This window comes from Streptomyces sp. NPDC058665, assembly GCF_042714995.1.
GTDB lineage: Bacteria > Actinomycetota > Actinomycetes > Streptomycetales > Streptomycetaceae > Streptomyces.
Window position 1 is genome coordinate 18,823 of the sequence record NZ_JBHXRX010000006.1, and the last position, 22,039, is coordinate 40,861.

Annotated in this window: 20 protein-coding genes and 1 pseudogene; 14 read left to right on the forward strand and 7 right to left on the reverse strand. The window is 70.3% G+C overall.

Annotation, left to right across the window (positions count from 1 at the left end; all coding sequences use genetic code 11):
- Window positions 1–2: 2 nt before the first annotated feature.
- Entirely contained in the window at window positions 3–1,409 is a 1,407-nt protein-coding gene (locus ACFWV8_RS05155; protein ID WP_384198108.1) for a polysaccharide pyruvyl transferase family protein, read from the reverse strand.
- A 324-nt stretch (window positions 1,410–1,733) separates the two neighbouring features.
- Between ACFWV8_RS05155 and ACFWV8_RS05160 the strand changes: the two genes are divergently transcribed.
- From ACFWV8_RS05160 to ACFWV8_RS05200, 9 genes are all read left to right on the forward strand, one after another.
- Window positions 1,734–2,090 carry a cytidine deaminase gene (locus tag ACFWV8_RS05160; protein WP_384198110.1) on the forward strand — a complete coding sequence of 119 codons (357 nt, stop codon included), beginning with the start codon at window positions 1,734–1,736 and terminating at the stop codon, window positions 2,088–2,090.
- A 60-nt stretch (window positions 2,091–2,150) separates the two neighbouring features.
- On the forward strand, window positions 2,151–3,125 hold the full coding sequence (gene era, locus ACFWV8_RS05165) for a GTPase Era (protein ID WP_384198111.1): 975 nt from the start codon (window positions 2,151–2,153) through the stop codon (window positions 3,123–3,125).
- A 273-nt stretch (window positions 3,126–3,398) separates the two neighbouring features.
- A complete protein-coding gene (leuA, locus tag ACFWV8_RS05170) occupies window positions 3,399–5,204 on the forward strand; it encodes a 2-isopropylmalate synthase (RefSeq protein ID WP_384198113.1) in 1,806 nt (601 codons plus the stop codon).
- A gap of 154 nt (window positions 5,205–5,358) precedes the next feature.
- A complete protein-coding gene (locus ACFWV8_RS05175) occupies window positions 5,359–6,054 on the forward strand; it encodes a TerB family tellurite resistance protein (RefSeq protein WP_384198115.1) in 696 nt (231 codons plus the stop codon).
- A gap of 159 nt (window positions 6,055–6,213) precedes the next feature.
- Window positions 6,214–8,358: an MMPL family transporter gene (locus ACFWV8_RS05180; RefSeq protein ID WP_384198117.1), complete on the forward strand. Its 2,145-nt coding sequence runs from the start codon at window positions 6,214–6,216 to the stop codon at window positions 8,356–8,358.
- A gap of 254 nt (window positions 8,359–8,612) precedes the next feature.
- Window positions 8,613–9,965, forward strand: coding sequence for a sensor histidine kinase (locus ACFWV8_RS05185; protein WP_384198119.1), 1,353 nt, complete (start codon window positions 8,613–8,615; stop codon window positions 9,963–9,965).
- 2 nt (window positions 9,966–9,967) lie between these two features.
- Window positions 9,968–10,660 (forward strand): response regulator, encoded by a 693-nt coding sequence (locus ACFWV8_RS05190; protein ID WP_384198373.1) that lies wholly within the window; start codon window positions 9,968–9,970, stop codon window positions 10,658–10,660.
- A gap of 99 nt (window positions 10,661–10,759) precedes the next feature.
- The gene (gene recO / locus ACFWV8_RS05195) at window positions 10,760–11,509 is read left to right on the forward strand and encodes a DNA repair protein RecO (RefSeq protein WP_329387894.1); all 750 of its coding nucleotides are present in this window, start codon (window positions 10,760–10,762) and stop codon (window positions 11,507–11,509) included.
- A gap of 13 nt (window positions 11,510–11,522) precedes the next feature.
- Window positions 11,523–12,377 carry an isoprenyl transferase gene (locus ACFWV8_RS05200; protein ID WP_329387897.1) on the forward strand — a complete coding sequence of 285 codons (855 nt, stop codon included), beginning with the start codon at window positions 11,523–11,525 and terminating at the stop codon, window positions 12,375–12,377.
- Between the two features lie 57 nt (window positions 12,378–12,434).
- Here the strand turns inward: ACFWV8_RS05200 and ACFWV8_RS05205 are convergent, their stop codons facing one another.
- The 4 genes from ACFWV8_RS05205 to ACFWV8_RS05220 form a co-directional block, all read right to left on the reverse strand.
- Entirely contained in the window at window positions 12,435–12,923 is a 489-nt protein-coding gene (locus ACFWV8_RS05205; protein ID WP_329387899.1) for a Fur family transcriptional regulator, read from the reverse strand.
- Window positions 12,924–12,981: 58 nt separating this feature from the next.
- Window positions 12,982–13,875 carry a metal ABC transporter permease gene (locus tag ACFWV8_RS05210; protein WP_384198121.1) on the reverse strand — a complete coding sequence of 298 codons (894 nt, stop codon included), beginning with the start codon at window positions 13,873–13,875 and terminating at the stop codon, window positions 12,982–12,984.
- Between the two features lie 2 nt (window positions 13,876–13,877).
- Complete coding sequence (locus tag ACFWV8_RS05215) at window positions 13,878–14,648, reverse strand: metal ABC transporter ATP-binding protein (RefSeq protein WP_384198375.1); 771 nt, start codon at window positions 14,646–14,648, stop codon at window positions 13,878–13,880.
- Between the two features lie 134 nt (window positions 14,649–14,782).
- Window positions 14,783–15,799: a metal ABC transporter substrate-binding protein gene (locus ACFWV8_RS05220; RefSeq protein WP_384198123.1), complete on the reverse strand. Its 1,017-nt coding sequence runs from the start codon at window positions 15,797–15,799 to the stop codon at window positions 14,783–14,785.
- Window positions 15,800–15,940: 141 nt separating this feature from the next.
- On the opposite strand from ACFWV8_RS05220, the gene ACFWV8_RS05225 reads away from it, so the two are divergent.
- The 3 genes from ACFWV8_RS05225 to ACFWV8_RS05235 all read left to right on the forward strand — a co-directional run bounded on the left by ACFWV8_RS05225 (window position 15,941) and on the right by ACFWV8_RS05235 (window position 18,112).
- The gene (locus ACFWV8_RS05225; RefSeq protein ID WP_329387906.1) at window positions 15,941–17,323 is read left to right on the forward strand and encodes a glycine--tRNA ligase; all 1,383 of its coding nucleotides are present in this window, start codon (window positions 15,941–15,943) and stop codon (window positions 17,321–17,323) included.
- A 94-nt stretch (window positions 17,324–17,417) separates the two neighbouring features.
- Window positions 17,418–17,633: a hypothetical protein gene (locus tag ACFWV8_RS05230; protein WP_384198125.1), complete on the forward strand. Its 216-nt coding sequence runs from the start codon at window positions 17,418–17,420 to the stop codon at window positions 17,631–17,633.
- 221 nt (window positions 17,634–17,854) lie between these two features.
- Window positions 17,855–18,112 carry a DUF6243 family protein gene (locus tag ACFWV8_RS05235; protein WP_384198127.1) on the forward strand — a complete coding sequence of 86 codons (258 nt, stop codon included), beginning with the start codon at window positions 17,855–17,857 and terminating at the stop codon, window positions 18,110–18,112.
- Window positions 18,113–18,171: 59 nt separating this feature from the next.
- Here ACFWV8_RS05235 and ACFWV8_RS05240 read toward each other — a convergent pair.
- Window positions 18,172–18,468 (reverse strand): annotated as a pseudogene (locus ACFWV8_RS05240) (MFS transporter); the annotation flags it as partial.
- Between ACFWV8_RS05240 and ACFWV8_RS05245 the strand changes: the two are divergent.
- Window positions 18,421–19,254: a helix-turn-helix transcriptional regulator gene (locus ACFWV8_RS05245; protein WP_384198129.1), complete on the forward strand. Its 834-nt coding sequence runs from the start codon at window positions 18,421–18,423 to the stop codon at window positions 19,252–19,254. The pseudogene ACFWV8_RS05240 and the gene ACFWV8_RS05245 overlap by 48 nt on opposite strands.
- A 14-nt stretch (window positions 19,255–19,268) precedes the next feature.
- Here the strand turns inward: ACFWV8_RS05245 and ACFWV8_RS05250 are convergent, their stop codons facing one another.
- Entirely contained in the window at window positions 19,269–20,783 is a 1,515-nt protein-coding gene (locus tag ACFWV8_RS05250) for an MFS transporter (RefSeq protein ID WP_384198131.1), read from the reverse strand.
- A gap of 42 nt (window positions 20,784–20,825) precedes the next feature.
- On the opposite strand from ACFWV8_RS05250, the gene dusB reads away from it, so the two are divergent.
- A complete protein-coding gene (dusB, locus tag ACFWV8_RS05255; RefSeq protein WP_384198377.1) occupies window positions 20,826–22,034 on the forward strand; it encodes a tRNA dihydrouridine synthase DusB in 1,209 nt (402 codons plus the stop codon).
- The last annotated feature ends 5 nt before the right edge of the window (window positions 22,035–22,039 follow it).

Here is a 22,039-nt window from a genome sequence, read left to right on the forward strand (position 1 = left end):
GGTCAGTTGCCCGGCCGCAGCCGGCGGCGTACCTGCCGCCGGACGGCCGGGCCGATCCGCAGCGGCGAGCCGTTCTCCAGATCGGCGAGCCGCCGCTCCATGGCGCCGAGCTTCTTCTGGAGCTCGTTGTTCTTCTTGGTGAGCACCTCGATACGGCGGTCGGTGACGTTGTGGCGCTCGTGCAGCCGGCTGAAGCGGTAGCGCAGCGCCCCGTCGTCGCTGCCGTCCCAGACGCCGAGTGAGGGCGGCAGGTCGAGCGCGCCGAGCCGCAGGTCGAAGGCGGCGCCGCCGTCGCCGTGCGTGAACGTGTTCTCCAGACCGTTCTTGTCGAGGAAGGTGACGAAGCGGTCGAAGCGTTCCTTGTGGCCGTTCAGCATCTCGCTGTAATCGGCCTGTTCGTACAGGTCCCGCGGGTGGACGTCGGCGGGGGTGGCGCTGAGCATCCGGTGCGGGATGCCGAAGTAGCGGCAGAGTTCCAGGGTCCGGGAGTCGTGCACGAGGACGACGCTGGGGGTGCCGGCGAGCAAGGGGGCGATGTTGCCGTGGATACGGGTGCCGTAGACGAAGTCGTACGTCGCCAGCTCGTCCATCCAGGTACGGGGATCCAGCGGGACCCTGACCCGGTTCTGCTCGAACAGCGGGTGGGTCAGCCGCCGGGGGAAGCGGGTCTTGGGGCCGGTGACGGCTGAGGTGTCGCCCCAGAAGAGGATTTCGGCGTCGGCGAGGTTCTGCGCGTAGTACCTCAGATGCGGGAAGCGTTCCAGCGCGTGGCGGGCCATGCCCTCCATGTCGCCGACGGCTGTCGCGCCGGGGGACATGTTGATCGCTATCCGGGAGTGGGCGTCGATCACGCCCGGGTCCCGGGGGGTCGGGAAGGTGTCGCCGTGCAGGAACATCGACGGGCACCCGATGACCTCGACGTGCTGCTTGAAGCCGAGCCGCTCCAGGTAGGCGGCGGTCAGCTCACCGCGCACCCCGATGGAGGCGGATCTCTCCAGGACGGCCTTGACGAACCTCTTCACCGAGGACTCGATGGGCGCGAGCCGGGTGGTGTCGTAGTCCTCGGACGCCTGGGCGCCGACGCCCACGACGACGACGGGGATAATCAACTGCTCGATGAGAGCGGAGAGTTTGTCCAGCGCGCCCTTGAAGGAGGGCCGGAAGGCGTTGGCGAGCGGCACGACGAAGACGTCGTACTGCTCATTGATCTGCCGCGCCCGCTCCGCCGTCGGGACGGTGCTGAGCCCGTTGGACGTGATCTCGGTCCGCTCGGTGAGCAGGATCTTGTGCGCGGCGTCGCTGAAGAGCAGGTTCCCGGAGTTGGTCCCGATCAGGTCCTTCTGGAGGAACTCCTGCTGACTGGCTACGTGGAACGGGCTCTTACCTGAGCGTATGAGTATGCGCTTCATGACCTTCTTCCTCTGCTCGGACCACCTGCCCGGGAGCCCGGCAAAGCGCGCGCTCTCCCCCTGACGGCACTGCTGCTGGTCAGCAGACCTGGCCGCGTGGAACGGGACGATACCCGAGATCAAAAGCTAGAAGACATGCCTAATTCATGCTTTGTTGGGACGCCGTTCATGTGATCTACGGCTCCCGCATCATGCCCCGAACGCGCCGGTTCACGCTCCGTCAGGCGTGCGGTGCGCTCTGTGTGCCGAGCGGTGCTCCACCCGGCGATCCGGAGGGGGATCCCTTCCGCCCGTCCGGCCGGACCCGCTCTCTATGCTCGGCGTATGACGACGCAGAGCACCGACATCGATCCCGAGGATCGCAAGATCATTACGTTGGCCCGCAGCGCCCGCGCGCGGAACGGGGTGCCCGAAGGGGCGGCCGTACGGGACGAGACCGGGCGGACCTATGTCGCGGGGAGCGTCGATCTGGACTCCCTGAAGCTCAGCGCGCTGCGCACCGCCGTCGCCATGGCCGTCGCGAGTGGGGCCACCTCGCTGGAGGCCGCCGCGGTCGTCACGGAGGCTTCGGGGATCGGGGACGAGGACCGGGCCGCCGTACGTGATCTCGGCGGGCCGGGTACGCCGGTGCTCCTCGCCGCTCCTGACGGGACCGTGCGGCTGACCGTCGACGCCGGCTGAGGTGTCCGGAGGGCCCGCCTCCGGGCCGACTGGTCGGCGGGGGCGGGGCGATCGGGGAGAATGGGCGCCATGAGCGCTCGTATCCCTTCGTCTCCCGAGACGTCCGCCGAACCGTCCGAAGCCCCCCACCGGGCCGGTTTCGCCTGTTTCGTCGGTCGCCCCAACGCGGGCAAGTCCACCCTCACGAACGCTCTGGTCGGCCAGAAGGTGGCGATCACCTCCAGCCGGCCGCAGACCACGCGCCACACGGTGCGCGGCATCGTGCACCGGCCCGACGCGCAGCTGATCCTGGTCGACACCCCGGGTCTCCACAAGCCGCGCACGCTGCTCGGCGAGCGGCTGAACGATGTCGTACGGACCACCTGGGCCGAGGTCGACGTCATCGGTTTCTGCGTGCCCGCCGACCAGAAGCTCGGCCCCGGCGACCGCTTCATCGTCAAGGAGCTCGCCGGGATCAGAAAGACGCCGAAGGTCGCGCTCGTCACCAAGACCGACCTGGTCGACTCCCGCGTCCTGGCCGAGCAGCTGATCGCGATCGACCAGCTCGGCAAGGAGCTGGGCTTCGAGTGGGCGGAGATCATCCCCGTCTCGGCCGTCGGCGGCGACCAGGTGGAGCTCGTCGCCGACCTGCTGGTCCCGCTGCTGCCGCAGAGCCCGCCGCTCTACCCGGAGGGCGACCTCACCGACGAGCCCGAGATGGTCATGGTGGCCGAGCTGATCCGCGAGGCCGCGCTCGAAGGCGTACGGGACGAGCTGCCGCACTCGATCGCGGTCGTTGTCGAGGAGATGCTGCCGCGCGAGGACCGGCCGGCCGACAAGCCGCTGCTGGACATCCACGCGAACGTCTACATCGAGCGGCCGAGCCAGAAGGGGATCATCATCGGCCCCAAGGGCAAGCGCCTCAAGGAGGTCGGGACCAAGTCCCGCAAGCACATCGAGGCGCTGCTGGGCACGCCGGTCTTCCTCGACCTGCACGTCAAGGTCGCCAAGGACTGGCAGCGCGACCCGAAGCAACTGCGCAAGCTGGGCTTCTAGGTCCTGTCCGCCGCAGAAGCCCTTGCGAGTCTCCGGAATGGGGCTTTCGAGTAGTTTTGGACCGAACCCCCGGTGATCCCGCATACTGATACGGGCCCGCGCGGACCACCCGGCTCAGCTACGCTGCGGAGCATCATGCGTTTCGGGCTGCTTCTCCTTAGCTGCCGCGGCGAGGGTCTGTAGTCGTAGGCCGACCCCCTCCCCGCGGAGTCTGGTGATGCGGTTTTCCCGCCCCGTCGGCCGTCCCAGCGGACACACGAGGAGCCCTACGCAATGTCTGAGCGCACTTCCGAGCGCGGGTCCGGTCCCGCCGCCGGACCGGCCGTCGGCCGTCCCACCCCCCTCACCAACGCCACGCACACCCAGCGCCCGTCCGGGATGCCGATCCACAAGTACGGCCGCTACGAGGCCGTGGACATCCCCGACCGCACCTGGCCGGACAACCGCGTCACCCAGGCGCCCCGCTGGCTCTCCACCGACCTGCGCGACGGCAACCAGGCCCTGATCGATCCCATGTCGCCCGCGCGCAAGCGCGAGATGTTCGACCTGCTGGTACGCATGGGCTACAAGGAGATCGAGGTCGGCTTCCCGTCATCCGGCGAGACCGACTTCGCCTTCGTACGGTCGATCATCGAAGAGGGCGCCGTCCCCGAGGACGTGACGATCTCCGTCCTGACGCAGGCCAGGGAAGAGCTGATCGAGCGCACGGTGCAGTCGCTGGTCGGCGCCCACCGCGCCACCGTCCACCTCTACAACGCCACCGCCCCCACCTTCCGCCGCGTCGTCTTCCGGGGCACCCGCGAGCAGGTCAGGCAGATCGCCGTCGACGGTACGCGGCTGGTCTCCGAGTACGCCGAGAAGATCCTGGGCCCGGAGACCGTCTTCGGCTACCAGTACAGCCCGGAGATCTTCACCGACACCGAGCTGGACTTCGCCCTGGAGGTCTGCGAGGGCGTCATGGACATCTGGCAGCCCGAGGAGGGCCGCGAGATCATTCTCAATCTGCCGGCCACCGTCGAGCGGTCCACGCCCTCCACGCACGCCGACCGCTTCGAGTGGATGTCGCGGAACCTGTCCCGCCGCGAGTACGTGTGCCTCTCCGTCCACCCGCACAACGACCGCGGGACGGCCGTCGCCGCCGCCGAGCTGGCGCTCATGGCCGGGGCTGACCGGATCGAGGGCTGTCTGTTCGGCCAGGGTGAGCGCACCGGCAACGTCGACCTGGTGACCCTGGGCATGAACCTGTTCTCCCAGGGCATTGACCCGCAGATCGACTTCTCGCAGATCGACGAGATCCGCCGCACCAGCGAGTACTGCAACCAGATGGAGATCCACCCGCGCCACCCCTACGCGGGCGACCTCGTCTACACCGCCTTCTCCGGCTCCCACCAGGACGCCATCAAGAAGGGCTTCGACGCCATGGAGGCCGATGCCGCCGCCCAGGGAAAGACGGTCGACGGCATCGAATGGGCCGTGCCGTATCTGCCGATCGACCCCAAGGACGTGGGCCGCTCGTACGAGGCGGTCATCCGGGTCAACTCCCAGTCCGGCAAGGGCGGCATCGCGTACGTCCTGAAGAACGACCACAAGCTGGACCTGCCGCGCCGGATGCAGATCGAGTTCTCGCGGATCATCCAGGCGAAGACCGACAGCGAGGGCGGCGAGGTCACCCCTGGCGCGATCTGGTCGATCTTCCAGGACGAGTACCTGCCCAACGCGGAGGAGCCCGGGGCCCGTTGGGGCCGGATCCAGCTGCGTTCCGGCCAGACCACGACCGAGAAGGACGGCACGGACACCCTCACCGTCGAGGCGGTCGTGGACGGCGTGGAGACCGTGCTGACCGGCACCGGCAACGGACCGATTTCGGCCTTCTTCGCCGCGCTGGCCGCCGTCGGGGTCGACGCCCGGCTGCTGGACTACTCGGAGCACACCATGAGCGAGGGCGCGAGCGCGCAGGCCGCCTCGTACATCGAGTGTGCCATCGACGGAAAGGTGCTGTGGGGTATCGGCATTGACGCCAACACCACGCGCGCCTCGCTGAAGGCAGTCGTCTCCGCGGTCAATCGCGCACCGCGCTGACCTGAGCGTTCACGAGCCCCGTCCACCGATCGCGGTGGGCGGGGTTCGGCCATGTCGTGGCGACCTGACGCCGAGGTAATGACGCCGCATCGTTGCTGTGGTTAACATCACGTCAATGCGGCAAAGTTGCCGAAGCGTTACGGAGGTGCGCGACGTGCTGCCAGGCCAGGGACCGAACGGCAGGAGACTGCGCGTCTGCGGCGTCACGACCGCCTGGAACACCATCGGGGACGGGGAGTTCTTCTGCCCCGACTGCGGGGGCGACCGCAACTACCGCCGACGCACCGGCCGTCGCCGCTTCGCCGTCCTCGGTGTGCCGCTGGTGCCGCGCGGCTCCGCCGGCCCGGTGATCGAATGCGCCGCCTGCCACGGCCACTTCGGCACCGACATCCTCGACCACCCCACCACCGTCCGTTTCTCGGCGATGCTCCGCGACGCGGTGCACACGGTGGCGCTCGCCGTCCTCGCCGCGGGCGGCACCTCCTCCCGTACGGTCCGGGAGACCGCCGTCGGCACGGTCAGGGCCGCCGGGATCGAGGACTGCACCGAGGAGCAGCTCACGGACCTCGTGGACGCGCTGGCCGCCGACACCGGGCGCTTCCTGCTCGACCCGGGCCCCTGCGGGGCGGCGCTCGCCATCGAGCTGCACGAGGCGCTGGAGCCGCTGGCCCCGCACCTCGCCGCCGCCGGCCGGGAGTCGATCCTGCTCCAGGCCGCCCGGATCGCCCTCGCGGACGGGCCGTACAGCGCGGGCGAGCGCGATGTGCTCTCCACCGTCGGCGGGGCGCTCCAGTTGTGCGCGGACGACACGGCCCGGCTGCTCGAATCGGCCCGTACGCCCTCCCCCTGAGGCCGCCTGCTTCCCGGGCGGTACTCCCCGGGGAGTAGCGGCGCGCCCCCGTCACCCCCGGCAGTAACCCCCATCTCGCCCTCACGCGCGACGAATCCGCCCCTTCCCGGCCCGAGGCTGAGACCAGACTCTGACCGGCTGTGCAGAAGGGGGCCCGCGATGGGGGCCGAGAACAAACGCAGACGTCTGCTGCCCTGGGCGGTGGTCGGGCTGTGGGTGATCGTGATCGCGGTGGCCGCCATGTTCGCCGGGAAACTTCCCGGCGTGCAGCGCGACGAGGCCGTCGACTACCTCCCGGCGAGCGCCGACTCCACCCATGTGGAGAAGGTCCGGCAGGAGCTGCCCGGCGGGGAGACGACCGATCTGATCGTCGTCTACCACCGCGACGGCGGGCTGACCGCCGCCGACCGGGAGGTCGCCGGCGAGCAGTTGGCGCGGGTCGCCTCCGGACACGAGCTCACCTCCCCGCCCAAGGGCATCCCGTCCGAGGACGGCACGACCCTGATGTACCCGATCGCGAGCGCCGCTCCGGAGCGGCCGGGCGCGGACAAGGAGGAGGCGCGGAAGGCCTTCGTCGATGAGGTACGGGCCGTCGCCACGACCGCCACCGGCGGGAGCGGCGCGGGCGGCGGCGGCAGCGGAAGCGACGGACTCGACATCGAGGTCGGCGGAGCCGGCGCGCTCCAGATCGACATGGAGTCCGTCTTCGAGTCCATCGACGGCACCCTGATGATCGCGACCGTGCTGGTCGTCGCGTTCCTGCTGATCCTCACCTACCGCAGCCCGTTCCTGTGGATCGTGCCGCTGCTCGTCGTGGGCGTCGCCGCGATCAGCTCGCGGGCCGTCGTCTACGGCCTGGTGCAGGGCTTCGACATCACCGTCACCAGCCAGAGCGCGGCGATCATGACCGTGCTCGTGTTCGGCGCGGGCACCGACTACGCGCTGCTGCTCGTCTCCCGCTACCGCGAGGAGCTGCGCCGCGTACCCCACCCGTACGACGCGATGCGCATCGCGCTGCGCAACTGCGGCCCCGCCGTCGTCGCCTCGTCCGGCACCGTGGCGGCCGGTCTCCTCTGTCTCCTGGTCGCCGACCTCAACAGCAGCAGCGGCATGGGGCCGATCGCCGCCATCGGCGTCGTGTGCGCGCTCGTCGCGATGCTCACGCTGCTGCCCGCCGTCCTGGTGCTGCTCGGCCGCCGCGTCTTCTGGCCGCTGATCCCCGTCCACGGCAGCGAGGTCAAGCAGCGCCGCTCCTTCTTCGCGGCCATGGGCACATCGGCGTCCCGCAGGCCGGTCGCCGTACTGGGCACCGGACTCGTGCTGCTCGGCGCCCTCGCCGTCGGCATCCTGAACCTGCCCGGCACCCTGAAGCAGGACGACAGCTTCATCGACCGGCCCGAGTCCGTCACCGCCATGCAGCGTCTGACCGAGGCGTACCCGGAGCAGAGCGCCCAGCCCATCAGCGTCATGGCGCCGGCCGGCCGGGCCGACGCGGCGCTGGAGAGAGCCCGTACGGTGCCGGGCGTCGCCGACGCCGAACGGGGCCGCAGCGGCAACGGCTGGACCGAGATCGCTGTCTTCGCGAAGGACGCGCCCGAGTCGGCGGGCGAGACCGCCACCATCGAACGGCTGCGGTCCACCCTCGACGACGGGATCTACGTCGGCGGCCCCAGCGCGCGGCAGCTCGACCTCGCCGACACCAGCGCGAGCGACCGGCTGTCTGTCATCCCGCTCGTCATCATCGCCGTTCTGCTGATCCTCGTCGCCCTGCTGCGCAGCCTCGTGGCACCTCTGATGCTGGTGGTCGCCGTCGTGGTCGTCTGGGGCGCGGCCATGGGCATCGGCGGGCTGGTCTTCGAGCCCCTGCTGGGCTTCGGCGGGACCGATCCGGGGCTTCCGCTGCTCTCGTTCGTCTTCCTCGTCGCCCTCGGCGTCGACTACGGCATCTTCCTGATGCACCGGATGCGCGAGGAGGCGCTGAAGGGGGCCGAGCCCGAGCAGGCCGCGCTGAGCGCGCTGCGCAGCACGGGCGGTGTGATCGCCTCGGCGGGCGTCGTGCTCGCCGCGACGTTCGCCGTCCTGGCCTCCCTGCCACTGGTGCAACTCGCGGAGATGGGCATTCTCGTCGCCGTGGGCGTCCTGCTGGACACCTTCCTGGTGCGCACGTATCTGGTGACGAGCGCGAGCGTGCTGCTCGGCCGCAAGGTGTGGTGGCCGGGGGCGCTGTCCAAACCGCCGGCGGCGCCACCGTCCGACGGGGAACGGGTGGACCGCGAGCGGGAGCCGGTCGGTACCGGCGCCTGAGCGGCGGCGGCCGTGAAGTGACCGGTGCGGTACGGCTCCTGGGGCGTGTTTGAGAAGTAGCGTCGTCCGCCCGCAAGGGCGGGGCCTACGGCGTCTGGTGCGTGCGATCGCAAGGCGGAGGATCAGCCTCGTACTGGACGTACTTGGATGACTCCGACAACACCGCGAGCGTGCGTGCCAGGCGTCGTAGGCCAGACGGGACTTCTAAAGCACGCCCTGGGGGGCCGTACCGCACCGGAGCGCGACGAGAGAGGATGAACCCCGTGTCAGACACCCCCGCCAGAGGACGGCGCACCGAACGCTTCTTCGCGGTGCTCAACCGCGACCCGCTCGACGCACCGCACCGGATGCGCACCGACGTGGTGGTCAGCGCGGTCGTCGGTGCGCTGGGCGCCGTGCTCGCCTCCGTCGTGCCCGACGACGGCCTGGCCCTGGACGCCCTCGGCTGGGCGATCCTCGCCTTCGTCTCCGCCGCCCTGGCCTGGCGGCGGCGCCACCCGGTGGCCGTCCTGCTGGTGATGGTGGCCGTCGTCGTCCCTTACCACGCGATGGACTACTCGCACGCGGCCACCACACCGGCCATGCTGGTCGCCCTCTACACCGTCTCCGTCACCACCCCGCCGCTGCGTGCCGCGCTGATCGGTGTCGGCATGGTCTGTCTCACGCTCACCGTGATGTTCGCCGTCGATGTCGACCTGGGCCTCAAGATGCTCCGGACGTCGGGCTGGATCATCGCGGTCGTCGTCATCGGCATGGACGTACGCGTCTACCGCAAGTACATCGCGGCGGTCGTGGAACGCGCAGAACGAGCGGAGCGGACCCGGGAGGAGGAGGCCGCCCGCCGTGTCGCCGAGGAGCGCCTGCGGATCGCCAGGGACCTGCACGACCTGCTGGCCCACAGCATCACGCTCATCGGTGTCCAGACGTCGGTGGCCTCGCACGTCCTGTCCGTCGACCCGGACCGGCTGGACCGGGCCGCCATCGCCCAGGCGCTCGACGGCATCTCGGACACCTGCCGTGACGCGCGCTCCGAACTGCGCACCACGCTGGAGGTGCTGCGCGCGGGCGGCAAGGGCGAGGAGGAGGGCACCTGGGGAGGCGCCCTGCCCGATCTGGCGGCGCTGTCCGGCCTCGTGGAGTCCGCGCGGACCGCGGGTGCGGAGACGGAGCTCATGGTGCGGGTTGACGGCGTACGGGTGCCACCGGTGGCCGGAGCGGCGGCCTACCGGATCGTGCAGGAATCGCTCACCAACGCGGTACGGCACGCGGGCCCCGCCCCACGGGTGCGCGTCCGGGTCGAGACGTGCGACGGGGCCCTGCACGTCACCGTGACCGACAACGGGGGCACTCCCGGCGGCAAGGCGGCGACCGTCGACCCCGGCTACGGCATCGTCGGCATGCGCGAGCGGGCCCGCAGCGTCGGGGGCACCCTCGAAGCGGGGCCGTACGACGGCGGGTTCCGGGTCTCCGCGCTGCTGCCGCTGCGGGGCCGGGGCGAGGACGCCACAGAGGACGCCGCGGAGAACGCCCCGGCCGAGGGCACGGGCGGTCCGGCGCACACGGGCCTGCCCGCCGGGCCCGCCGGACGACGGGAGTCGCTCGCGTGAGCATGATCCGTGTACTGCTCGCCGACGACCAGCGCCTCGTCCGGGCCTCCTTCGCGATGCTCGTCGAGTCCGCCCCGGACATGGAGGTCGTGGGCCAGGCCGGCACCGGCAGGGAAGCCGTCGAACTGGCCCGCTCCGCGCGCGCCGACCTCGTCGTCATGGACATCCGGATGCCCGACACCGACGGCATCGAGGCGACCCGGCTGATCGCGTCCGACGACGACCTCGCCGGTGTCAAGGTGCTGGTCCTCACCACGTACGACACCGACGAGCACGTCGTGGAGGCGCTGCGCGCGGGCGCGTCCGGCTTCCTCGTCAAGGACATCAGACCGGCCGAACTCCTCGCCGCCATCAGGACGGTGGCGGCCGGCGACTCCCTGCTGTCCCCGGGCCCGACGGCGCGCCTGATCGCCCGGGTGCTCAGCGCCCGCAGCCGGGTGCCGGAGATGCTGAGCGCCGGCGGCCCCGACTGTCTGTCGGCCCGTGAGCGGCAGGTGCTCGCGCTTGTCGCACGCGGCCTCACCAACACGGAGATCGCGGAGTCGCTCGGCCTCAGCCCGCTGACCGCCAAGACGCATGTGAGCCGCATCATGGGCAAGCTCCGGGCCCGGGACCGGGCACAACTGGTGATCATCGCCTACGAGTCGGGCCTGGTGACGCCCCGGGACGACCGGACGCCCGCCGCCGACGGCTGACGGCATCCCGGCGGCGCCCGCGCGGGGAGAACCGGGGCGGCCCGAGCCGAACGACAGGCCCTGGACCGGCCCGCCCTCCCCGTGCGGGAGAATGGCGCCATGAGCCTGTTCCGCGACGACGGCATCGTGCTGCGCACCCAGAAGCTGGGTGAGGCGGACCGCATCATCACGTTCCTCACCCGGGGCCACGGCCGCGTCCGGGCCGTCGCGCGCGGAGTCCGCCGTACGAAGTCCAAGTTCGGCGCCAGACTCGAACCCTTCTCCCATGTCGACGTGCAGTTCTTCGCACGCGGCAGCGAACTCGTCGGACGCGGCCTGCCGCTCTGTACGCAGAGCGAGACCATCGCCCCGTACGGCGGCGCCATCGTCACCGACTACCCCCGCTACACGGCCGGTACGGCCATGCTGGAGACCGCCGAGCGGTTCACCGACCACGAGGGCGAACCGGCGGTCCAGCAGTATCTGCTCCTCGTCGGCGGGCTGCGCACGCTCTCGCGAGGGGAGCACGCCCCGCATCTGATCCTCGACGCCTTCCTGCTGCGCTCCCTCGCGGTCAACGGTTACGCGCCGAGCTTCGAGGACTGCGCGAAGTGCGGTCTCGACGGACCGAACCGGTTCTTCTCGGTCGCGGCCGGCGGCGTCATATGCGCCGAGTGCCGGGTGCCCGGCAGCGTCGTACCCTCGCCGGAGGCGGTCGGTCTGCTCAGCGCGCTGCTGACCGGCGACTGGGGGACGGCGGACGCGTGCGAGGCTCGTCATGTCCGGGAGGGCAGCGGGCTGGTGTCCGCGTATCTGCACTGGCATCTGGAGCGCGGTCTGCGCTCACTCAGATATGTAGAGAAGAATTAGGAGACACGAGCGCATGGCACGACGCGGAATCCTGGGCCGGCCCCGCCGCGAGTACAAGGTCCCCGAGCCGCACCCCTCCGGTGCGGTCCCGCCGAAGATCCCCGGCGAGCTGGTCCCCAAGCATGTCGCGTGCGTGATGGACGGCAACGGCCGCTGGGCCAAGGAGCGCGGTCTGCCGCGCACCGAGGGCCACAAGGTCGGCGAGGGCGTTGTGCTGGACGTGCTCAAGGGCTGTCTGGAGATGGGCGTCAAGAACCTGTCCCTGTACGCCTTCTCCACCGAGAACTGGAAGCGCACGCCCGACGAGGTGCGCTTCCTCATGAACTTCAACCGCGATGTCATCCGGCGCCGCCGCGACGAGATGAACGAACTCGGCATCCGGATCCGCTGGGTCGGCCGGATGCCCAAGATGTGGAAGTCGGTCGTCCAGGAGCTCCAGGTGGCACAGGAGCAGACCGTCGACAACGACGCCATGACGCTCTACTTCTGTGTCAACTACGGGGGCCGCGCTGAGATCGCGGACGCGGCGCGGGCGCTCGCGGCGGACGTGGCGGCGGGCAAGCTCGACCCGTCCAAGGTCAACGAGAAGACCTTCGCGAAATATCTGTACTACCCGGACATGCCGGACGTGGATCTCTTCCTGCGGCCGAGCGGTGAGCAGCGTACGTCCAACTACCTGATCTGGCAGAGCAGTTACGCCGAGATGGTCTTCCAGGACGTGCTGTGGCCGGACTTCGACCGGCGGGACCTGTGGCGGGCCTGTCTGGAATTCGCCCACCGGGACCGCCGATTCGGCGGTGCGCTGCCCAACGAGCAGGACAAGTCGGGCGAGTTGAGCGAGAAGAACCACCCGGGCGAAGGGGCGTAAGAGCCGTACGGGGCGGGGCGGGGCGGGGCGGCCGGGAGGCCGGCCCGCCCGCACAGGTCACCCGCCGGAAGCGTCCTGACGCGGCGCGTCCCGGCCGGGCGCCGCCGCCCCGGGACCGTTCCCCGAGGCGCACTCCGCGCAGGTGCCGAAGACCTCCACCGTGTGGGCCACGGCCACGAAGCCGTGCTCGGCCGCGATCGTCTCGGCCCACTGCTCGACGGCCGGTCCCTCGACCTCGACGGCCTTTCCGCACACCCGGCACACCAGATGATGGTGGTGATCACCGGTCGAGCAGCGCCGGTAGACGGACTCCCCGTCGTTCGTGCGGAGCACGTCGACGTCGCCCGCGTCGGCGAGCGACTGGAGCGTGCGGTAGACCGTCGTCAGACCGACCGAGTCACCGCGGTGCTTCAGCATGTCGTGAAGCTCCTGCGCGCTGCGGAACTCGTCCACCTCGTCCAGCGCGGCGGCCACCGCGGCGCGCTGCCGGGTCGATCGGCCGCGTACGGGGGCGGTGCTCGCCCCACCGCCAGGCGCAGTCGTCACGGATGCCTCCCATACCTCGGCCCGGAATCGCTCCATGGGCCCATTCTGCCAGCTCGTGTCAGGCCGTGGCCTCGTCCGAAGGGCCACGCATGGCGGGAACCGGCGGACTCTCCGGCTCCGGCGCCTCCACCTGCCCTCGCGCCCGCCGTCTCGCCAGGGGCGTCGCGAGCACGGTCAGGACGAGGAAGACGCCGATCGCCAGCAGCACGATCGTCGCGCCGGGCGGTACGTCCTGGTAGTACGAGGTGACCGTGCCGGCCAGCGTCACCGCCGTACCGATCACCACCGCCAGCACGAAGGTGACGGCGAACGACCGGGTGATCTGCTGCGCGGCGGCCACCGGCACCACCATGAGCGCGCTGACCAGCAGCAGACCCACCACCCGCATCGCGACGGTGACGGTCACCGCCGCCGTGACGGCGACGAGCAGGTTCAGCGCGCGCACCGGCAGCCCCGTGACCCGCGCGAACTCCTCGTCCTGGCTGACGGCGAACAACTGCCGCCGCAGCCCCACCGTGACCAGCACCACCAGCGCCGCCAGGACCCAGATCGCGTCCAGATCCGCCTCGGAGACGGTGGAGAGCGAGCCGAAGAGATACGAGCTGAGGTTGGCGTTGGAGCCGGTCGGCGAGAGATTGATCAGCAGGACGCCCCCCGCCATACCGCCGTAGAAGAGCATCGCCAGCGCGATGTCGCCGCGCGTGCGCCCGTACGCCCGGATGAGCTCCATCGCGATGGAACCGACGATCGCCACGGCCGTCGCCATCCACACCGGGCTGGTGGAGAGCAGGAAGCCCAGACCGACGCCGGTCATGGCGACATGGCCGATGCCGTCGCCCATCAGGGCCTGGCGCCGCTGGACGAGATAGATGCCGACGGCGGGCGCGATGACGCCGACCAGGACGGCCGCGATCAGGGCCCGCTGCATGAGGGCGGTCTCAAGGATTTCCATGATCAGGTCAGCAGTCCTGTACGGAGGGGCTCGCCGGCCGCGTGCGGATGACAGCCTTGATCGGTCGGAAGCCCGGGGTCGTCACCGGGCGCCGCGTGCCGCCCCACCGCCTTCGGCGGCGGCCCGTCGTGCGTCACACGGCCGTCGCGCAGCACCACCGCTCGGTCGATCAGCGGCTCCAGCGGCCCCAGTTCGTGCAGGACGAGCAGGACGGTCGTCCCGGCCGCCACCTGCTCACGCAGCGTCGCCGCCAGTATCTCCTGGCTGACCAGGTCGACGCCCGCCATCGGCTCGTCCATGATCAGCAGTTCGGGTTCGGCGGCGAGGGCGCGCGCGATGAGCACCCGCTGGTGCTGGCCGCCGGAGAGCGCGCCGACCGCGTCCTTCGCCCGGTCGGCGAGACCGACCAGCTCGATGACGCGCTGGACGGCCGCCCGGTCGGCCTTGGTGGGCCACCGGAGCAGCCCGGTACGGGAGAGCCGCCCCGAGGCCACGACCTCGCGGACGGTGGCGGGAACGCCGCTCGCGGCCGTGGTGCGCTGGGGTACGTAGCCGACACGCGACCAGTCGCCGAAGCGCCGCAGCGGGGTGCCGAAGAGCGTCACCTCGCCGCCGGTGAGCGGGACTTGGCCGATCACGGAGCGTACGGCGGTGGACTTTCCCGAGCCGTTCGCGCCGAGCAGCGCGACGACTTCGCCGCGTCGCAGGGAGAGGTCGATGCCGCGCAGGACCGGGCGGGAGCCGAGGGTGGCGGTCGCGCCGCGCAGCGACAGAACGGTGGGCGCGGGGGCGGGTCCGGCCGCCGGGGCGGTCTTCGGTACGTCCTCCGCCTCCCTTTCGGCGGCGTCCGCCTGCCCGGTCTGCGTCGTTGCCACGTCCCGTACCTCCGTTGCTCCGGTCAGCTGTTTCACTTCGCGCCGAGAGCCTTCTCCAGCGCGGCGAGGTTGGACTTCATGACCTCGATGTAGTCAGCGCCCTTGGACTTCTCGGTGATTCCCTCGATGGGATCCAGGACGTCCGTCCTCAGGCCGCTGTCGGCGGCGACGGTCTTCGCCGTCTTGTCGCTGACCAGCGTTTCGAAGAAGACCGTACCGACCTTGTCCTCGGCCGCGATCGACCGCAGTTCCTTTATCCGCGCCGGGCTGGGCTCGGACTCGGGGGAGAGGCCGGAGATGGACTCCTGCGTGAGGCCGTAGCGCTCGGCGAGATAGCCGAAGGCCGAGTGGGTGGTGATGAAGGTCTTGGTGGAGGTGTCGGCGAGACCCTCCTTGAAGGCGGTGTCGAGGGTGGTGAGCCGCTCGACGAGGGCGGTGGTGTTCTTCCGGTACGCCGCCGCGTTGTCCGGGTCGGCCTTCTCCAGCGAGGTGCCGACTCCCTTGGCGACCTCCGCGTACTTCACGGGGTCGAGCCAGATGTGCGGGTCGGTGCCGGCCTCGCCCTCCTCGCCCTCGTGTTCCTCCCCGGCGTGCTCCTCGCCCGCGTGCTCGTCGCCGTGCTCGTCCCCGTGGTCGTGGCCGACCTCCGAGCCGTGCTTCTCCAGCGTGGTGAGCGAGGCGGCGTCGACGGTGTTCGGCACCCCGGCGGCGGTGATGGCCTCGTCGACGGCGGGCTGGATGCCCTTGAGGAAGAGGATGTAGTCGGCCTCGCCGAGCTGCGCGGCCTGCCGGGTCCCCAGCTCCAGTTCGTGCGGCTCGACGCCGGGCTTGGTGAGCGTGGAGACATCGACGTGGTCCCCGCCTATCTCCTCGGCGAGATACTGCATCGGGTAGAACGACGCCACCACCGCGAGCTTGCCGCCCTTCTTCTCGGCGGCTCCACCGGCGCTGTCGGCCGCGTCGGAGGGGGAGCACGCGGACAGCGCGACCAGGCCGAGGGAGAGCGACCCGGCGAGCGTAGCGGCGGGTATCAGGCGTCGTATGTTCATGACAGTCATTTTCAACAAAAGTGGAAACGATTGTCAACAAGAGGTGGTGAAGGCCACCGCGGGACACCGATTTGATACAGGGGGTGCGCCCGCCGCTAATCTGGGGCATTCGCCGTTCGCCGTCGTAATGAAGAGAGCACCGTGGCCGCCGACAAGATCGACAGCATCGTCAACCTGAGCAAGCGCCGTGGCTTCGTCTACCCGTGCAGCGAGATCTACGGCGGTCAGCGTGCCGCCTGGGACTACGGGCCGCTCGGGGTCGAGCTGAAGGAGAACATCAAACGCCAGTGGTGGCGTTACATGGTCACTTCGCGCGAGGACGTTGTCGGTCTCGACTCCTCGGTGATCCTTGCTCCCGAGGTCTGGGTGGCCTCGGGCCATGTCGCCACGTTCACCGACCCGCTCACCGAGTGCACCTCCTGCCACAAGCGTTACCGCGCGGACCATCTGGAGGAGGCGTACGAGGAGAAGCACGGCAAGCCGCCGGCCAACGGCCTGAACGACATCAACTGCCCCAACTGCGGCAACAAGGGCACCTTCACCGAGCCCAAGTCGTTCTCCGGTCTGCTCTCCACCCACCTCGGCCCCACGCAGGACTCCGGCTCGGTCGCCTATCTGCGCCCCGAGACGGCGCAGGGCATCTTCACCAACTTCGCCCAGGTGCAGCAGACTTCGCGTAAGAAGCCGCCGTTCGGCATCGCGCAGATGGGCAAGTCCTTCCGTAACGAGATCACGCCCGGCAACTTCATCTTCCGCACACGTGAGTTCGAGCAGATGGAGATGGAATTCTTCGTCAAGCCCGGCGAGGACGAGACGTGGCAGGACTACTGGATGGAGCAGCGCTGGAACTGGTACCGGGACCTCGGTCTGCGCGAGGAGAACATGCGCTGGTTCGAGCACCCGAAGGAGAAGCTCTCCCACTACTCCAAGCGCACCGCCGACATCGAGTACCGCTTCAGCTTCGGCGGCTCGGAGTGGGGCGAGCTCGAAGGCGTCGCGAACCGCACGGACTACGACCTCAACGCGCACTCCAAGGCCTCGGGCCATGACCTGTCGTACTTCGACCAGGAGGCAGGTGAGCGCTGGACGCCGTACGTCATCGAGCCCGCCGCCGGTGTCGGCCGCGCGATGCTGGCCTTCCTCCTCGACGCGTACAACGAGGACGAGGCGCCCAACGCGAAGGGTGTGCTGGAGAAGCGCACGGTGATGCGGCTCGACCCGCGTCTGGCGCCGGTGAAGGTCGCGGTGCTGCCGCTGTCGCGCAACCCGCAGCTGTCGCCCAAGGCGAAGGGGCTCTCGGCGGACCTGCGGAAGAACTGGAACATCGAGTTCGACGACGCGGGCGCGATCGGCCGGCGCTACCGCAGGCAGGACGAGATCGGTACGCCGTTCTGCGTCACGGTCGACTTCGACACCCTCGACGACGACGCGGTGACGGTGCGCGAGCGCGACACCATGAAGCAGGAGCGCGTCTCGCTGAGCCAGATCCAGGGTTACCTGGGTGAGCGGCTGCTCGGCTGCTGATTACGGTCGTGGCTCGAAGCCCCCGGTTCCGTGACGGAGCCGGGGGCTTCGTCGCACACTGCTCTGTGGCCGCATTCGTCAACAGGAGGCACTCATGCCGCCCACGACCAGCAGCAAAGTAAGCCGATGGGACCAGCACGGCCGGGAGCATGTCGTCCATGTCCGGAAGGCGGGCATCCAGCGGGCGTTGACCTGCGACACCTGCGGCTGGAAGAAGAACGCGCAGTTCCTGCCGTGGCTCAAGGCGGAGGAACATCTCGGCGAGGCGCACCAGGCGACGGTGGATCCGACGGTGACCGGCACCGGCTGAGTACGGCCGCGAGGTCCCTGCCGGGGGCGGTGCCGGACGAGCGCCGGGCGCGTGCCTGGCGCGTGCCGGGCCGGGAAAATGAGGTGACGGGTGCCACCCGCCCGGTGGTAGCGTCTCGGGCATGTTCTTCCAGATCTACGAGTGAGGACGCGGCGGTCACGGTCCGCCTCTCACCAGACGCATCCGCAGATCACTTCGCCTTCACCAATTCGGGAGAACCCGTGGCAAAAAGCCGGAACAACCTTCTCGGCGTGGGCGGACAGCGCAAGAAGCTGTCCCGCGCCGACCAGCAGGGCAACGGCCCCACCAGGAACGCCGACCGCAAGGTCGCCGAGGACAAGAAGCAGGAGCTCGTGCGCAAGATGCGCGAGCGGGCGACCGGTACGCAGTCCGAGGACGACACCGAGAACGCCGGCGACGCGACCGCAGCCACCGGCTCGACGGACACGGCGGGCGCGGGCGACACGGCCCAGTCCTGACCCGCACGGCATGACGACGGCCCCGATCACTTCGGTGATCGGGGCCGTTCGCCGTGTGCTCACTTCACCTCGCGCGGCAGCCGCAGGCTCAGCACCCCCGTCAGGACGATCGCGGCCAACTGCACCAGCAGCGTCACCGTCAGGGCCGTTACCATCCCCGAACTCTCCGTCAGGCTCAGGAAGAGCGAGCCGAGCGTCGCGACGCCGAGCGCCAGCGCGGACTGCTGGGTCGTGATCATCACGCCACCGCCCACACCCGCGCGCTCCGGCGGTACCTCGGAGAGCACGATCCGGTAGATGACGGGCAGTTGGAGCCCCTGGCCGAATCCCGCGATCGCGGTCCCCGGCAGCAGCGCGAGCGCATCACGCCCGAGCAGGTCAGCCTGCCGCGCGGCAGCCGCCGCCGCACCCCCGGTCTGCGCCGCGAGGAGGTCGCGCACCTGTCCGCGGTCGGTGTCACCTGGTACACGTGGCTGGAGCAGGCCCGCGACATCCAGGTGTCCGCCCAGGTGATCGACGCGCTGGCCAGGGCGCTGCTCATGGACCCCAGCGAGCGCGCCCATCTGTTCGCGCTGGCGGGCGCCGTCGACCCGGCTCCCGGGACGTCGTGCCCCACCATCACCCCCGCCGTGCGGCTGATGCTGGAGCGGCTGGACCCGTTCCCGTCCTGCGTACAGAACGGGCGCTACGACATCCTGGCCTGCAACCGCACGTACAGCTCGATGCTCTGCGACCTCGACGCGCTGCCGCCCGAGGACCGCAACTGCCTCTGGCTCGCCTTCACCAACGAGCAGTGGCAGTCCTCCCTCGGCAACCGCGCGGAGACCGTCCGGCTGATGGCGGCCCGCTTCCGCGCCGACATGGCGGAGCACCTGGCCGAGCCCGCCTGGAAGACGCTGCTCGCCCGACTGCGGGCGGCGTCGCCCGAGTTCTGCGAGATCTGGGAGCGGCACGAGGTCGTGGCTGTCGGGTCCAAGACGAAGAGGTTCGTCAACGCGAGCGTGGGCGAGCTGAGCCTCCAGCACACCAACCTCTGGCTGAGCCCGAGCAACGGCAGCCGTCTGGTCTCCTACGTCCCCGCCGACGACCAGTCCCGTGCGCGCCTGGAGCGGCTTCACGGGCTGACGCTCGCCCGCGTCTGACCGGGGCGACCAGCTCAGTTCCCGGTGTCCGGCGAGCCGGGCACCGATGCCGGCTCCAGCCGTGCGGCGTTGCGGCGCGCCGTACCCCGCGCCCACTGCCCGCTGGTCACGGCGCCGACCACCAGCACGCCCAGACCGAGCCCGGTGATGATCCACCACGCGGGCCGGCTCGCGGCGACGAAGCCCGCCTCGTCGATCATGCCGCGCTCCGTGGGCGAGGCGGCGCCCGCCGCCAGCACCGCCCCGATGACCGCGACGCCCAGCGTCTGCCCGATCTGTCTGCTCGTCGACGCGACAGCGGCGGCCACCCCGGACTGGGCCAGCGGCATCCCGGCCACCGCCGTGTTGGTGATCGGGGCGTTCACCATGCCGAAGCCGATGCCGAACAGCACGTATCCGGTGAACAGCGACCACAGCCGCGTCTCCGCCTCGAAGGCCGCGAACAGCAGCCCGCTCGCCGCGAGGGCCGTGCCCGCGATCAGCAGCGGGACGCGCGCCCCGTACGAGCCGACGAGCCGGCCCGACAGCGGCGCGCAGACGAAGGCCAGCGCCGCTATCGGCAGGATGTGGAGACCGGCGTCCAGCGCGGAGAGATCCCGGACGTTCTGGAGGTAGAGCGTGTTCATGAACAGGAAGCCGCCGAGGGCGGAGAACGCGCACACGGCGATGACCGTCGCCCCGCTGAACGGCGCGCTGCGGAAGAAGCGCAGATCGATCAGTGGCTCGGCGCGCCTCGGCTCGTACAGCAGCAGCCCGGTCAGCGCGCACACCGCGAGGCCGAGGAAGGTCAGGATCAGCGGGGACGTCCAGCCGGCCGTCGGGGCCTCGATGATCGAGTACGTCAGCGCGCCGAGGGTGATCATGACCAGCAACTGACCGAACGGGTCGGGGCGGCGCGGCTTGGCGGCGCGCGACTCGGGGACGTACCGCCAGGTCAGCAGGAACGCCGCGAGCCCGATCGGCAGATTGATCAGAAAGATCGCGCGCCAGCTCACCGTCTCCACCAGCAGCCCGCCGATCAGTGGCCCGGCCGCCATCGAGATACCGACGACCCCGCCCCAGATCCCGATCGCGCGGGCCCGTTCCCGGGGGTCGGTGAAGGTGTTGGTGACGATCGACAGCGCGACCGGGTTGAGCATCGAGCCGCCGATAGCCTGGATCGCCCGGAACGCGACCAGCGTCTCCAGGGTCGGCGCGAGCGAGCAGAGCAGTGAGCCGAGTGTGAAGATCACCAGCCCGGTCTTGAAGACCCGCCGTCTGCCGATGCGGTCGGCGGTCGAGCCCGCGAGCATCAGCAGGGAGGCGATGACCAGGGTGTACGCGTCGAGGGTCCACTGGAGGCCGGCGACCGTGGTGTGCAGTTCCCGCTGCATCGAGGGCAGCGCGACGTTGAGCACGGTGTTGTCGAGGCTGACGATCAGCAGACTCATACAGCAGGTCCCCAGGATCACCTTGCGGCGGCGGGGACCGAACTCCGCCACGGAATCGTGGGACTGCTTCGACCAGGACGTGGGACGGGATACCGGCATGGTCTGATGGTAAGTCCGGTGCCCGGCGGCCTCTCGGCCACCATGCGCGACAATGGACGGATGACCGCTCCGCTCGCCCCGTCCCCCGCACCGCCCCGCGCGCCCGCCACCGGCCCGCTTCCCGCTGGTCCGCTCGCCGTCGGCCCGTACACGGTGCGCCCGCCCGTGGTGCTCGCACCGATGGCCGGGATCACCAACGCGCCGTTCCGGACGCTGTGCCGGGAGTTCTCGGGCGGCAAAGGGCTGTTCGTCAGCGAGATGATCACCACGCGGGCCCTGGTCGAGCGCAACGAGAAGACGATGCAGCTCATCCGCTTCGACGCGACGGAGACACCGCGCTCGATCCAGCTGTACGGCGTCGACCCGGTCACCGTCGGCAAGGCCGTCCGCATGATCGCGGACGAGGGCCTGGCCGACCACATCGACCTCAACTTCGGCTGTCCCGTCCCCAAGGTCACCCGCAAGGGCGGCGGTTCGGCCCTCCCGTACAAGCGGCCCCTGCTGCGCGCGATCCTGCACGAGGCGGTGTCCAACGCCGGCGGCCTGCCGGTCACCATGAAGATGCGCAAGGGCATCGACGACGGCCATCTCACCTATCTGGACGCGGGCCGTATCGCCGTGGAGGAGGGTGTGACGGCGATCGCCCTGCACGGCAGGACGGCCGCCCAGCACTACGGCGGCAGCGCCGACTGGGACGCCATCGCCCGCCTCAAGGAGCATGTCCCCGAGATCCCCGTCCTCGGCAACGGCGACATCTGGTCGGCGGACGACGCCCTGCGGATGGTCCGCGAGACCGGCTGCGACGGTGTGGTCGTGGGCCGCGGCTGTCTCGGCCGGCCGTGGATCTTCGGCGATCTGGTGGCGGCCTTCGAGGGTACGGGGGATGTCGCCAGGCCAGCGCTCCGTGAGGTGGCCGGCGTTATGCGGCGGCACGCGGAGCTGCTGGGGGAGTGGATCGGGGACGAGGCGCGCGGGGTGATCGACTTCCGTAAGCACGTGGCCTGGTATCTGAAGGGCTTCTCGGTCGGCTCCGAGCTGCGCAGGAAGCTGGCCATCACCTCGTCCCTCGCCGAACTGGACGCGCTGCTGGGCGAGTTGGACCTGGACCAGCCATGGCCGGACGGCGCCGACGGGCCACGCGGGCGGACGTCGGGCAACAACCGGGTGGTCCTGCCGGACGGTTGGCTGAAGGACCCGTACGACCGCGCGGGCATCGGCGCGGAAGCGGAGCTGGACACCTCAGGCGGCTGACACCC